Source organism: Streptomyces griseus, from assembly GCF_900460065.1.
In the GTDB taxonomy this organism is placed as follows: Bacteria; Actinomycetota; Actinomycetes; order Streptomycetales; family Streptomycetaceae; genus Streptomyces; species Streptomyces griseus.
Genome location: NZ_UAVD01000024.1, coordinates 131,616 through 144,552, shown reverse-complemented (window position 1 = coordinate 144,552; position 12,937 = coordinate 131,616). Strand labels below are relative to the sequence as shown.

Here is a 12,937-nt window from a genome sequence, read left to right as displayed (position 1 = left end):
GCACGGCGCCGGGGGCGGTCTTCACGTCCACACCGCCCCCAGTGCCACGAACCCGCAGATGAGGACGGCCAGGATCGCCAGCAGCGGCCAGACGAACCGCAGGTACGCGTCGTAGCCGATCTTCGCCAGGGCCACCCCGCCGATGGTGACCGCCGTCGTCGGGACCCAGAGGTTCATCCAGCCGCTCGCCGCCTGCCACGCCGTGACGACCACGGCCCGGGAGACGCCCGCGAAGTCGGCGAGCGGGGCCAGGATCGGCATCGCCAGCGTGGCGTGGCCGGAGGTGGAGGGGATGAGGAAGGCGAGCGGCAGGTTGACGATGAAGACGAAGACCGCGAACAGCGCCGACGAGGTGCCCGACACCACGCCCTCGATGGAGTGCAGCACGGTGTCGGTGATCCGCGAGTTGTTCATGATGACCGTGACACCGCGCGCGAGGACGATGACCAGCGCCGGGGAGATGAAGTCGGCCGCGCCCCGGACGATCGTCGCGCTGAGCCTCTGCTCGCCGAACCCCGCGACCGCGCCCACCAGGACCGCGGCGACCAGGAAGAGGGCGGCCAGCTGGGGGAAGGACCAGCCGAGTTCGAAGCCGTACGGGGTGGCGTCGGCGTCGCCCGTGAGGGCGCCGGCCCACGGGACGACCGAGAAGATCATGAAGCCGAAGACCAGGGCCACCAGGACCAGAACGGTCCGGTGCAGCCCGGTCAGCTCCGGCGGCTCCTGGGCGTCCGCCGCGTCGTGCTCGCGGTCGCCGGGCAGGAAACCCGAGAGCGAGCGGTCGGGGTCCTCGCGGACGCGGCCCGCGTAGCGGATGACGTAGCCGATCGTCACGGCCGTCAGGACCACCCACATGATCGCGCGCAGCACGATGCCGTCCCCGAGCGAGATCCCGGCGGCGGAGGACGCGACTCCGGTGGCGAAGGGGTTCACCGTGGAGCAGAGCACGCCGACGCCCGCGCCGAGGATGATCGTGCCGGTGGCCACCATGCGGTCGTAGCCGAGGGCCAGCATCAGCGGGATGATCAGGCCGTAGAAGCCGAGCGTCTCCTCCGCGAACCCCTCGACGGTGCCGAGGAGGGAGAAGACCAGCATCACCCCGGCGATGAGCAGCGCCCCCGGTCCCGCAGCCGGTGCGCGAGGCGGCCGATGCCCCGGTCCAGGGCCCCGGTGGCGAACACCACGGTGATGAACGCGCCGATGGCGAGCACGAAGAGGAACACGCCCGCGCTGCCGTACAGTTCGCCGGCCAGCTCCGGGCCCACCTCGCCGGTCCTCGCGTCCTGGACGCCGTAGAGGCCGTTGACCGGGGAGAGGAAGAGGTCGTCGAGGCGGTCCGTCAGACTCCGGTCGGCGTCCACCCGGTGGTACGTGCCCTGGACCGGGGCCCCTTCCGCGTCGCGGTCGTACGCCCCGGGCGGGATCAGGAAGGCCAGCGCCCAGACGGCCAGCGTGACGACCGCGAGGATCGTGAGGGCGCTGGGGAAGGTGAACCCCTTCCTCGCCGGGGGCTCGCCCTCCGGGGCCGGTCGTGTGCCGGCCGCGCCGCTCATCCGGTGTCCCCGCCGAGCGGGCGCGGGGACTCCGGACGGGTGACGAGGAGGTCCATGGCCTCCCCCGGGTCCCGCTCGGGCCGGAGGCTCGGGTCCGGTCCGGTGCGGGCCGACGGGACGACGGCCGGGGCCGCGTCGTCGACGCTCAAGGCGTCGACCCGTGCGCTCGGGGTGGGGCCCCGCGCGGTGAGGTCGTCTCCCAGGTCCATGGTTCAGCCCCTTCGGTCCACCGGCCTTCCGGGACCAATGGACCATGGGGCGCGGCGCGCCGCACGCCTGGGAGACGCCGGCCGGTCGGGCCTCAGTCCGTCAGGACGACCGTCCGCTGGGCCGAGAAGTCACCCCACTTGCCGTCCGGAAGCTTGGCCCTGAGCTTCACGGAGTAGCGGGTGCCCACCGGGTCGGAGAGGTCCAGCCGGTAGGTGGCACGCCCCTGGGGAGGCGTACCGCCCCAGACGATGGTGGTGGTCAGCTTGCCGTTCATGTGGAGTTCGTAGGCGGGGATCGTTCCGCCCGTCTCCGGCTGGTCCCAGGACAGGTCGAGCGTGAAGTCGCCGCCCTCCTTGCCGATCTCCGCGCGCAGACCGGTGGGGGCGGTGCTCGCGGGGGCTCCGGGGGCCGACTCGGTGGTGAGGTCGAACGTGTTGCTGTCGGCCGAGGACTTGTCGGAGGCGTCCCGGGCACGGACGGTGAAGGTGTAGACGGTCCCCGGGCGCAGGCCCGTGAGCTTCGCCGTGGTCTCGGAGGCCGGGACGCTGTGGATCCGGGAGTCCTCCTGGTAGATGTCGTACGAGGTGACGCCGACGTCGTCCTTGGACGCGCCCCAGGTGAGGGTGGCGGCGCGTTTCCCGTCGGCGCTGCCGGTCAGCTTCCCCGGGACGGTGGGGGGCGTGTCGTCCTTGGGCGGGGTGGCCTGGGTGGTGACCGGGATGTCCTTGCTGGGTGCGGAGAGATTCCCCGCCGTGTCCTTGGTCCGGACGCTGAAGGTGTAGTCCGTCGAGGCCGTCAGCCCGTTCACGTCGATCATGGTCTTGGTCGCCGGGACGCTCTTGACCTTGGTCTTTCCCCGGTAGACCTCGTAGCCGGCGACCTTCTCGTTGTCGGAGGCGCCTTCCCACATGACGTGCACCGAGGTGGAGCTGCTGGCCTGGGCGGTCACGCCCTTGGGGGTGGCGGGAGGCTGCGTGTCGGCTTCGGCGGTGCCACCGCAGGCGGAGAGGAGGGGGGCGAGAAGCAGGGCGGAACAGGTCAACGCGGCAGTGACGTGGGGGCGTTGCACGGTGGTGCCTTCCATCCGGACAGCAATGGTCCAGACCTGTATGCCATGGCGCGGGGGTCGGCGACAAGAGGACGGCGAGGAACCTTCCGCTATGTGACGGTGTGCACCGCCCGACCGCGGCCCGGACGGCGCGCGGAGCAGCCCCCGGGACTCGGGGCGCGCGACACCGGGCGATGAGTTTTCGGCGGCCCGGGGGTCTTCCCTGTATGGACGCACAGGAGAACCCCGTTTTTTCGCGGGCCGCCGCCCCTCCCGACCTGGAGCCGGCCGCCCGGCGGATCGTCGCGCTGCTCGGCCGGGTCGACGACGGCGGGCTGGACGGCCCCACCCCCTGCCCCGACTACGCCGTGCGGGAGCTGCTCGGCCACCTCGCCGGGCTCGCCACCGCCTTCCGCGACGCCGCCCGCAAGGATCTCGGGGCGAGCACCGCCGTCTCCCCCGACGCCGCCCTCCCCGTCCTCGACGACGACTGGCGTGAGGCGCTGCCCCGACGGCTGGACGAGATGGCGGCGGCCTGGCGCTCGCCCGACGCCTGGACGGGCATGACCCGGGCGGGCGGGGTGGAGCTGCCCGGCGAGGCGGCGGGGGCGGTCGCGCTCAACGAACTCGTCGTCCACGGCTGGGACCTGGCCCGGTCGACGGGGCAGCCGTACACGGCGGGCGAGGCCGAACTGCGGTCCTGCGAAGCCCTGCTCGCCCCGGCGGCGGCGGGCGGCCCGGACGGCGGCGCCGATGCCGATGGGGCCGATGCCGCTGATGGCTCCGACGGCGGTCTGTTCGGGGTGCCGGTCCCGGTGCCGGACGGCGCCCCGCTGCTGGACCGGGTGATCGCCCTCAGCGGCCGTCGGCCGGACTGGCGGCCGGGCCGCTGAGCACGGGCGGGCTCCGGCCCTCGCCCGGGCCGGGCGAAGCCCGAGCCCGCCCGGTTTCCGCCGGGTTCCCCTGTCACCGAAAAGTGCGTTCTTCCGGTTCGCCACCGTGCTCGCTACGGTTCTCCGCAGACCTGACGGGCCGGAACGGCCGGGAGCGAGCACCCCATGACCCTTCTCAAGACGTACGCACGCCTGTGGACCGACGACCTGGACCGGACGCTGCCCCTGTTGGAGGAGCTGACCGGGGAGCAGCCCCATCTGCGTTTGGCGTTCGAGGAGATCGCCCTCGCCGCCATCGGCGATTTCCTGGTGATCGCGGGCCCGGCCGAGGAGCGCGCTCGGTACGGCCACGCCTCGGCGACCGTCGTCGTGGACGATCTGGCGGCACTGCAGGCCACACTGAGATCCGCGGGGGCCACGATCACCACTCCCGAGACCGGCGGTCCGACGGGGCGCTACCTCTACGCGCGCCACGTGGGCGGAGCGGAGATCGAGTACGTCGAGTGGACGCCGGATCTGGTCCGCAGAATCATCCGCCCCTGACCGTCCGCCCCTGATCACGCGCCACCGGTCATGCGCCCCTGAGCGCGGCGCGCACCCGGGCGCGCAGCCGTTCGTCGGTGATCTCCACCGTGCCGTCCAGCCCGGTCCGGACCACTCGCCCGTCCCGCTCCGCCAGCTCCGTGAGCCGCGCCCGGTGCTCGGCTGACAGGCCGTCCGTGCCGAACACCATCAGCGCGTCGACGGCGGCGAAGGGGGCCTCGCCCGCTTCCGCCGCGTCGAGGAGCAGCCCGGCCACGTGCCCGGTGTCCAGTTCCTCGGGCGCCACGGCGTGCAGGGCCAGGGCCGCCGCCGGCGTCAGGCGGGGATCGGTGAGGAGCGTCCTGAGTACGGGGGCGAGCGGCCGGGCCCCGGGCCCGAGGCCCGCCGCCGCCTCCGCCGCGCGGACCAGCGTCCAGCGCCGCCAGAGCCCATCGCGGTCGCCGAGGACTCCGGCCAGCACCGGCACCGACTCCGCCACGCCGCCGGTGATCCGGTGCAGGGCGACGGCGACCGCGATGTCGTCGTCCATCTGCGGGTTGTTCCGCTCGCCGCCGGGGCTGTTGAGCGCGGCGCGCAGCGCGGGGACGAGCGACGCGGCGGCGGGCCCGATCGCGGCGGCGGCCTCCGCGGCCTCGCGTATCAGCTGGTCGGACCCCCCGCCTCCCCCGGCGCTCCCGGCGAGCCGCTCGGCCAGCAGGGGCAGCAGCGGCCCGTGGTCACCGGTCAGTTCGTGCAGGGCGCGGGCCGCTGCGAAACGCTCGTCGGCCGGGCCCGTCGCGGTCCGCTCCCGCAGCGCGTCCGCCACTTCGGTGCGGCGGCCGGGCGGGCAGACGGCGACCAGCGCCTTCGTCAGCGGCAGGGGGTGCGACGGCAGCGCGGCGAGCAGTTCGGGCACGGCTTCGGACGCCTCCCGCCCCCAGGAGGTGAGCAGCGCCGTCACCCGGAACGGAATGGTGCCGCCCGGTCGCATCGTGGCGAGCCTCCGCCGGACGGCGCCCAGCAGCTCCGGGGCGTACGGGATGACGGGGAGCGCGTCCCCGGGGCCGCCGGACGCGGCCTGGAACGCCCGGGGCCGCCGCTCCAGGTCCCGGGCGAGCAGGGACGCCGCCCGCACCGGGTCGACGGTGACCAGGGCTTCGAGCGCGCGGTCCGCCGGGTCGCCGTCGCCTGCCGCGCGGGCCGCCAGCAGGTCGGCGGCGAGAGCTCCGCGGGCTCCGAGCCTGCCGAGTGCCGACAGCGCGCCGGACCCGTCGTCGGGTCCGTCCGCCTCGGCCGCCGCCAGCAGCGCGGGAGCCAGCCGCGCGGGAGCGGACCGGGAGAGCTCGCACGCCGTCATGGCCACCCAGACCGCCTCCGTGCGGGCTTCGGGGTCGTCGCTGCGCAGCGCGGCGTCGAGCAGGGCGAACACCGCCTCCCGGTCCGCCTCGGTGTCCCGTTCCAGCAGGGTCACGGAGATGTCGTGCAGGGGTTCACCCCGGGAGTGGTCGTACCGGTCGGCGGCGAGGGGGTCGAGGGGAAGCAGCTCCAGCACGGCTTCGTGAAGGCCCCGGGTCCAGGGGAGTCCGGCGTCCGCGCAGGCCGTCACGGCGGCCAGCCGCAGCTCCGGCGGGCTGTCCGGCCCGATCGCCCCGGCCGCCGCCGGGGCGCTCCCCTCGGGGTCCAGCTCCACCAGCGACGTGAGCAGTTCGGCACGGACGAGGGGATCCGCCTCGACCGCCGCCCGGTCGCGGAGGGCCGGCACGGCGAGGCCGGCTCCGGCCGTCCCCGTCCAGCCGGCGGCCCAGGCCGCCGCCTGGCGCACGGCCCGGTCCTCGTGCCGCACCGAGGCCAGCAGCAGGGGCAGTTGGGCGACGACGGCCCGACGGCAGGCGGCCTCGTCGGACTCCCGCACGCCCGCGGTGCCGGCGGGGTCCGATCCGGATGCGGCCCCGGGGTCCGGGTCCGCGCCGCCCTCCGCGATGCCGCCGATCAGCAGGAGCGCGTCGACCGTGCGGATGCCCGCCGCGGCGATCCGGGCCAGGAACGGGACCGCGTGCGCGGAGGCCTCGTACACCGAGCCCTGGTGCAGGATGCTGCCGTACAGCTCGCTCTGCGCCTCGTGCGCCGCGGCGTCGTCGTCCCCGGCGAGTGCGCGCAGAGCGCCGGGCACGTCCTCGGCGCTGCCGTAGGCGTGGGTGTACGACGCCCAGGGCAGAGCGTCCAGTTCGGCGTGGAACGGGGCACGGTCGAAGTCCATGCCGCCGATCATGGCAGCCGCCACCGACAACGCCGCCGGCCGGCGGCCGCGCCTCAGCTGGTGAAGAACTCCGTGATGTGCGCGGCCACCTGGTCCGCCCGGGTCTCGTGCATGCGGTGGCCGCCCGGGACCGTGATCAGCCGGCAGTCCGGGATCAGGGAGGCCGCGTCGGCCTGACGGTGCTGCTCCATCGTGCTCTCCGGGCCACCGGTGACGATCAGCGTCGGGGAGACGATGTCGCCGAGGGCCTGGACGGCGTCCGGGCCGGGGTCGGCGAGCTGGTCGCGCACGGCGGGCACCGCGTTCTCGTCGTAGTCCACCAGGCCCTCGGCCCGGCCCGCCGGGCCCGGGTCGCCGGGGAACGGGGGCGGGGCCTCCACCAGGACGAGGCGCTCCACCCGGTCGGAGTGCTCCTGGGCCACCAGCCGGGCGACGACCCCGCCCATGCCGTGGCCGACGAGGCCGACCCGGTCCAGTTCCAGTTCGTCGAGGAAGCCCACCACGTCCTCCGCCATCAGCTCCAGGTCGTAGTCGTCGGGCCAGTCGCTCTCGCCGTGGCCCCGCAGGTCCAGGGCGAAGACCCGCCACTCCTGGCCCAGCAGGGGGCCGGCCGCCTCCCAGTCCGCGGCCGAACCGCCGAGGCCGTGCAGCAGCACGACGGGCGAGCCGAACGCGTCGCCCCAGGTCCGGTACGCGAGGCGCACATCGCCGACATCCACAACAGACTGATCTTCCATGCCCCTGACGCTACAGCCGCCGGGCGCGGACGGCCGCCGGGGCCCCGCGTCGCGCGGGGCCCCGGATGCTCCGGCCGGCATCGGCAGGGGTCAGTGGACGCCGACCCCGGCCGCGGCGGGGACCACGTGCTCGCCCGGCGCCTGCTCGTCCTCGTCCGCCGTGTCGGGCTTGCGGCCCAGGTGGTTGAAGGCGAGGTTCAGCACGATCGCCACCACGCAGCCGGTGGAGATGCCCGAGTCGAGGACGACCAGCAGGCTCTCCGGGAAGGCGTGGTAGAACTGCGGCGCCGCGATCGGGATCAGGCCGATCCCGAGGGCCGCCGCGACGATCAGCGCGTTCTCGCCCTTCTCCATGGCGGCGGTGGCCAGGGTCTGGATGCCGCTGGCCGCCACCGTGCCGAAGAGGACGATGCCCGCGCCGCCGAGCACCGGCAGCGGTACGAGGGCGATGACGGAGGCCGCGACCGGGACCAGGCCGAGCACGATGAGGATGCCGCCGCCCGCGGCGACCACGTAGCGGCTGCGGATCTTCGTCATGGCGACGAGGCCGACGTTCTGGGCGAAGGCGCTGCACATGAAGCCGTTGAAGATCGGGCTGATGGCGCTGCCGAGGGTGTCGGCGCGCAGACCGCCCTCGATGATCTTCTCGTCGGCCGGGCGGCCGACGATCTTGCCGAGGGCGAGCATGTCCGCGGTGGACTCGGTCATGCACACCAGCATCACGATGCACATCGAGATGATGGCGGCGATCTCGAACTGCGGGGCGCCGAAGGCGAACGGCGTCGGGAAGCCGACCACGTCGGCCTCCTTGATGGCGCCGAAGTCGGTGATGCCGGCCGGGATGGCGATCAGGGTTCCGACGACCAGGCCGAGGAGGATCGCGATCTGCTGGAGGAAGCCGCGCAGCAGCTTGCGCAGGGCCAGCACGATCACCAGGGTGACGGCGGCCATGGTGATGTTGGTCATCGAACCGTAGTCGTCGGCCGTGGCGTTGCCGCCCTGGGACCAGTTGAAGGCGACCGGGAGGAGCGATACGCCGATCAGGGTGATGACGGTGCCGGTGACGACGGGCGGGAAGAAGCGGACCAGTTTGCAGAAGTACGGGGCGAGGAGGAAGCCGAGGACGCTCGCGACGATGATCGCCCCGAAGATGACGGCTATCCCGTCGTGTCCCCGGTCCTTGCCTATCGCGATCATCGGGGCGACCCCGGCGAACGAGACGCCGTTGACGAAAGGCAGTCGGGCGCCGACCTTCCAGAAGCCGATGGTCTGGAGGAGGGTGGCGATCCCCGCGGTGAAGAGGCTCGCCCCCATCAGGAAGGCGGTCTCCTTGGCGGTGAGGCCGACGGCGGGCCCCACGATGAGCGGCGGGGCCACCACGCCCGCGTACATGGCGGCCACGTGCTGGAGGCCGCTGGTGAACATCTTCAGTGGGGGGAGGGTCTCGTCGACCGGGTGTTTCCGGTCGTCTCCCGCTTCCGCGGCGTTGTCGGCCGTCGTGTCGGGGGCGGCTGCATCTGCGTCTTTGCGAAACCTGGGCTTGGCTGCCACGGCGGTTCCTCCGGTCGGTTACACGTCGTCGGCGACGTGGGATTCAGGGAGGTGGTGCGTAGGTGGTGATGCGGTGCGGCTCTCTCAGGTGGTGCGGGTGGGGGGTGCGGATGGGCGCGCACGGGGGTGTGTGCGGGCAGCGTTCATCACCGGTCCGGCGGGCGCGCACCATGCGCGCGTCCGCCGGACCGGCTGCCGTGGACCCCGCTCGGGTCCACGGCGGCCGGTCTCGGGCCGTCCCCCTCGACCGGCCGGTCGGGGATACCGCCGGAGTCGGGCTCCGGCGGGAGGTCCGCGCGGAGTCGGACTCCGGCGGGGTACCGCCCGGAATCAGGCTCCGGCGGCGATCTGCGCGAGGCGTCGGGCCTCGTCGCGGGTGGTGCGGGCGATGGCGTCCTCGTCCACCGTGGTGAGGTGGTTGCCCTCGACGACCGGCTTGCCGTCGACGAGGGAGAGGGTCACCGGGGCAGCCGCGCCGAAGACGAGCGCGGTCACCGGGTCGGCGATCGAGGAGTGGGCCAGCGTGTCCAGCTTCCACAGGACGAGGTCGGCGAGCTTGCCGGCCTCCAGGGAGCCGATCTGGTCGGCGCGGCCCAGCACCCGGGCCCCGCCGAAGGTCCCCAGGCGCAGGGCCTGACGGGCGTTCAGGGCGGCCTCGCGGTGGGCGCCGAGGCGGTTGATGAGCAGGGCGTTGCGCAGCTCGGTGTGGAGTTCGCCGGACTCGTTGGAGGCGGTGCCGTCCACGCCGAGGCCGACGGGGACGCCGGCGGCGAGCATGTCGGGGACCCGGGCGATGCCCGCGGCGAGGCGCGCGTTGGAGGACGGGCAGTGGGCGACGCCGGTTCCCGTACGGGCGAAGGCGGCGATGTCCGCGTCGTTCATGTGGACGCAGTGGGCCATCCACACGTCGTCGCCGAGCCAGCCGGTCGACTCGAAGTACTCGGTCGGGCCCATCCCGAACAGTTCCTTGCAGAACTGCTCCTCCTCGACGGTCTCCGAACCGTGCGTGTGCAGTCGTACGCCCTTGCGGCGGGCCAACTCGGCACCCTGGCGCATCAGTTCGGTGGAGACCGAGAAGGGCGAGCAGGGTGCGACGGCGACCTGGGTCATCGCGTCGAAGGAGGCGTCGTGGTGGGCGTCGATCGTCGCCTCGGTGGCGGCGAGCGCACCCTCCAGGGTCTCGACGGCGAAGTCCGGGGGCAGGCCGCCGTCCTTCTCGCTGCGGTCCATGGAGCCCCGGGCGAGGGTGAACCGTACGCCCGTCTCGCGGGCGGCCCCGATGATGGCGCCCGACAGGTCGCCGGAGCCCTTCGGGAAGACGTAGTGGTGGTCCATGGCGGTGGTGACGCCGCCGCGGGCCATCATGGCGAGCGAGCCCTGCGCGGCGGCGCGGGCCATCGGCTCGTCGATGCGCGCCCAGGTCGGGTAGAGGGCGACCAGCCAGTTGAAGAGGTTGTGGTCGGTGGCCAGGCCCCGGGTGATCCACTGGTAGAAGTGGTGGTGGGTGTTGACCAGGCCGGGTGTCGCGAGGTGCCCGGTGCCGTCGATCCGCCGGGCGACTCCGGTCAGGCCCTCCGGGGCCTGGCCGGCGCCGATGGACTCGATGCGGTTGCCCGCCACGACGATGTACCCGGACGCGTACTCCGTGTCGTGGGCGTCGACGGTGGCGATCGAGCAGTTCTCGATGACGATGCGCTGAGGGTCTGCCGAAGCTGCCATGGCGCTTCCTTCTTCTCTCTGTGGCGAGGTGGGCACGGCAGGACCCTAGGAGGATTTGAGTGCCACAGCGGTGCGGCTGTGGGTGCCGAGATGGTGGAAGAACAGGTTGAGCACGACCGCGACCAGGGCTCCCGCGCTGATTCCGGAGCCGAGGACGGTCTGCGCCCAGGCGGGGAATCCGGCGTAGAAGGCGGGCGCGGCGAGCGGGATGATGCCCGCGCCGAGCGCGACGGCCACCAGGATGATGTTGGAGCTGTCGTCGAGTCCGGCCTCGGAGAGCGTACGGATGCCGCTCACCGCGATGGAGCCGAAGAGGACGATGCCGGCGCCGCCGAGGACGGGCATGGGCACGAGCGAGACGACCGCGCCGAGCACCGGGAAGGCGCCGAGGACCAGCAGGGCTCCGCCCGCCGCCGCGACGACGTACCGGCTGCGGACGCGGGTCAGGGAGACGACGCCGACGTTCTGGGCGAAGGCGCTGGTGGGAAAGCCGCCGAAGACCGGGCCGAGGAGGGTGGCGATGCCGTCGGTGCGCAGACCGCGGGTGATCGTACGCCCGTCGGTGCGGCGCTCGCAGATCTCGCCGAGGGCGAGCATCCCGGCGGAGGACTCCGTCATCAGGACGAGCATGACGATGCAGAGCGAGAGGATCGCGGCGGGCTGGAACTCCGGCGCGCCGAAGGCGAAGGGGGTCGGCAGGGCGGCGAGCGGTGCGGACCTCAGCGCGGAGAAGTCGGCGAGTCCGAACGGGATCGCGGCCAGCGTACCGACGAACATTCCTACCAGCAGGGCGACTTGCTTGAGGAAGCCGCGGCCGAAGCGCTGGACGAGCAGGATGACGACGAGGGTGAAGGCGGCCAGCGCCAGGTACTTCATGGCGCCGAAGTCGTCGGCGGTGGCGTCGCCGCCCTGCGCCCAGGCGACGGGCACGGGCATGAGCGTGACGCCGATGAGGGTGATGACCACGCCGGTGACGAGCGGCGGGAAGAAGCGCAGCAGTCTGCCGAAGAACGGTCCGACGGCCAGGCAGAAGACCCCGGCGACGAGCACCGCCCCGTAGATCGCGGGGAGTTGGCGGCCCGGTGCGCTGGTCTCGGCGATGGCGAGCATCGGCGCGATCCCGGCGGAGGAGGCGGCGTTGACGAAGGGGAGCCGGTTGCCGGCGAAGGGGCCGAGACCGATGGTCTGGAGGATGGTGGCGAGTCCGGCGATCAGGAGACTCGCCGCGATGAGCCGGGTCATGCCGGCGGTGTCCAGGCCGACGGCCTGGCCGATGATCAGCGGAGGGGTGACGACGCCCGCGTACATGGCGGCGATGTGCTGGAGAGCGGCGGGGACGAGCCGCGCGGGAGGAAGCTTCTCGTCGACCGGGTGAACCGCCGTGTCGACGAGGGTTTTCGAGGGGTCTTTGCCTGGGCCTTCGGCCGGCCCCGTTGCAGGCTGTGCCATGGGTGTTCCCTCCGGGATGACCGGCCCCCGCCCGTCTGTGGGCGGCCGGGGGCCGGCTCAGTGCCGCGTCAGAGGTTGGTCATGTCGACCGGGATCTTCGGCTCGACGCCGTCCCGGAGCACGGTGGCCTCGATCAGACCGTAGGGACGGTCCGCCGCGAAGTAGACCTCATGGTCGTTCTTGAGGCCGAACGGTTCGAGGTCCACCAGGAAGTGGTGGTTGTTCGGCAGCGAGAAGCGGATCTCGTCGATCTCGCTGCGGCTGTTGATGATGCGCGAACCCATCTGGTACAGGGTCTGCTGGAGCGAGAGGGAGTACGTCTCGGCGAAGGCGTGGAGCATGTGCTTGCGCGCCTGCTCGTAGGACTTCTCCCAGTTCGGCATGGGCTGCTCGTCGCTGGTCCAGTTGTAGCGCCAGCGGGCGGAGACGTCCGTCGCGAGGATGCGGTCGTACGCCTCCTTCAGCGTCGTGTACTTGTCCTTGACGTAGCCCCAGAACTCGGAGTTGGTCGAGTTCATCACGGTCAGGTCCTTGAGTCCCGAGATGATCTCCCAGTTCTCACCGTCGTAGGTGATCTGGGAGACGCGGGTCTCCATGCCCTTGCGGGCGAAGGAGTGCTGCACCTCGTCGGCGCCGATGAACTTGGAGTTCGCGTCGGAGGTCGCGATGCGCTCCCAGGCGTACTCCTCGATCCGGATCCGGGCGCGGTGGATCGGCTCCTGCGAGGAGACGAAGTGCCGGGCGAGGTGGATGCCGAACTGCTCGGCGGACTCGATCCCGTGCTCCTTGGCGAACGCGAACACCGTGTTCTTGGTGGTGTCGGTCGGCAGGACGTTGGCGTTGGAGCCGGAGTAGTGCACGTCGTCCATGTCGCCGGAGAGGGCGACCGAGACGTTCAGGTCCTTGATGTGGTGGGTGTCGCCGTCCCGCACGATCTTGACGACGCGGTTCTCTGCTTTGCCGTACTGGTTCTGGCCGAGAATCGTGGGCATGTCGGT

At 72.7% G+C, this 12,937-nt stretch carries 10 protein-coding genes and 1 pseudogene; 2 read left to right on the top strand and 9 right to left on the bottom strand.

Annotation, left to right across the window (positions count from 1 at the left end; genetic code table 11):
- Positions 1–21 precede the first annotated feature (21 nt).
- The 3 genes and pseudogenes from DTB53_RS11125 to DTB53_RS11115 all read right to left on the bottom strand — a co-directional run bounded on the left by DTB53_RS11125 (position 22) and on the right by DTB53_RS11115 (position 2,847).
- Positions 22–1,553 (bottom strand): annotated as a pseudogene (locus tag DTB53_RS11125) (YfcC family protein).
- On the bottom strand, positions 1,550–1,762 hold the full coding sequence (locus tag DTB53_RS11120; protein ID WP_012378442.1) for a hypothetical protein: 213 nt from the start codon (positions 1,760–1,762) through the stop codon (positions 1,550–1,552). The pseudogene DTB53_RS11125 and the gene DTB53_RS11120 overlap by 4 nt, the downstream one beginning before the upstream one ends.
- 92 nt (positions 1,763–1,854) lie before the next feature.
- Positions 1,855–2,847 carry a fibronectin type III domain-containing protein gene (locus DTB53_RS11115; RefSeq protein WP_003965336.1) on the bottom strand — a complete coding sequence of 331 codons (993 nt, stop codon included), beginning with the start codon at positions 2,845–2,847 and terminating at the stop codon, positions 1,855–1,857.
- Positions 2,848–3,038: 191 nt separating this feature from the next.
- Here DTB53_RS11115 and DTB53_RS11110 point away from each other — a divergent pair, with 191 nt between their 5' ends.
- Positions 3,039–3,704, top strand: coding sequence for a TIGR03086 family metal-binding protein (locus DTB53_RS11110; RefSeq protein WP_012378443.1), 666 nt, complete (start codon positions 3,039–3,041; stop codon positions 3,702–3,704).
- A gap of 165 nt (positions 3,705–3,869) precedes the next feature.
- On the top strand, positions 3,870–4,247 hold the full coding sequence (locus DTB53_RS11105; RefSeq protein ID WP_003965339.1) for a VOC family protein: 378 nt from the start codon (positions 3,870–3,872) through the stop codon (positions 4,245–4,247).
- A 28-nt stretch (positions 4,248–4,275) separates the two neighbouring features.
- Here DTB53_RS11105 and DTB53_RS11100 read toward each other — a convergent pair whose 3' ends face one another.
- The 6 genes from DTB53_RS11100 to pucL all read right to left on the bottom strand — a co-directional run bounded on the left by DTB53_RS11100 (position 4,276) and on the right by pucL (position 12,931).
- Complete coding sequence (locus DTB53_RS11100) at positions 4,276–6,495, bottom strand: HEAT repeat domain-containing protein (RefSeq protein WP_012378444.1); 2,220 nt, start codon at positions 6,493–6,495, stop codon at positions 4,276–4,278.
- A gap of 41 nt (positions 6,496–6,536) precedes the next feature.
- Positions 6,537–7,220: an alpha/beta fold hydrolase gene (locus tag DTB53_RS11095; protein ID WP_012378445.1), complete on the bottom strand. Its 684-nt coding sequence runs from the start codon at positions 7,218–7,220 to the stop codon at positions 6,537–6,539.
- Positions 7,221–7,310: 90 nt separating this feature from the next.
- On the bottom strand, positions 7,311–8,771 hold the full coding sequence (locus DTB53_RS11090; protein ID WP_003965343.1) for a nucleobase:cation symporter-2 family protein: 1,461 nt from the start codon (positions 8,769–8,771) through the stop codon (positions 7,311–7,313).
- A 330-nt stretch (positions 8,772–9,101) separates the two neighbouring features.
- Complete coding sequence (locus DTB53_RS11085) at positions 9,102–10,490, bottom strand: 8-oxoguanine deaminase (RefSeq protein WP_003965344.1); 1,389 nt, start codon at positions 10,488–10,490, stop codon at positions 9,102–9,104.
- 45 nt (positions 10,491–10,535) lie between these two features.
- Positions 10,536–11,939 (bottom strand): nucleobase:cation symporter-2 family protein, encoded by a 1,404-nt coding sequence (locus DTB53_RS11080; protein WP_003965345.1) that lies wholly within the window; start codon positions 11,937–11,939, stop codon positions 10,536–10,538.
- A gap of 68 nt (positions 11,940–12,007) precedes the next feature.
- The gene (gene pucL / locus DTB53_RS11075) at positions 12,008–12,931 is read right to left on the bottom strand and encodes a factor-independent urate hydroxylase (RefSeq protein ID WP_003965347.1); all 924 of its coding nucleotides are present in this window, start codon (positions 12,929–12,931) and stop codon (positions 12,008–12,010) included.
- Positions 12,932–12,937 lie beyond the last annotated feature (6 nt).

Bases quoted from the DNA above. Each gene is read 5' to 3' on its own strand.
- pucL (WP_003965347.1), bottom strand. From the start codon at position 12,931: ATGCCCACGATTCTCGGCCAGAACCAGTACGGCAAAGCAGAGAACCGC.
- DTB53_RS11115 (WP_003965336.1), bottom strand. From the start codon at position 2,847: ATGGAAGGCACCACCGTGCAACGCCCCCACGTCACTGCCGCGTTGACC.
- DTB53_RS11080 (WP_003965345.1), bottom strand. From the start codon at position 11,939: ATGGCACAGCCTGCAACGGGGCCGGCCGAAGGCCCAGGCAAAGACCCC.
- DTB53_RS11105 (WP_003965339.1), top strand. From the start codon at position 3,870: ATGACCCTTCTCAAGACGTACGCACGCCTGTGGACCGACGACCTGGAC.
- DTB53_RS11095 (WP_012378445.1), bottom strand. From the start codon at position 7,220: ATGGAAGATCAGTCTGTTGTGGATGTCGGCGATGTGCGCCTCGCGTAC.
- DTB53_RS11100 (WP_012378444.1), bottom strand. From the start codon at position 6,495: ATGATCGGCGGCATGGACTTCGACCGTGCCCCGTTCCACGCCGAACTG.
- DTB53_RS11110 (WP_012378443.1), top strand. From the start codon at position 3,039: ATGGACGCACAGGAGAACCCCGTTTTTTCGCGGGCCGCCGCCCCTCCC.
- DTB53_RS11085 (WP_003965344.1), bottom strand. From the start codon at position 10,490: ATGGCAGCTTCGGCAGACCCTCAGCGCATCGTCATCGAGAACTGCTCG.
- DTB53_RS11120 (WP_012378442.1), bottom strand. From the start codon at position 1,762: ATGGACCTGGGAGACGACCTCACCGCGCGGGGCCCCACCCCGAGCGCA.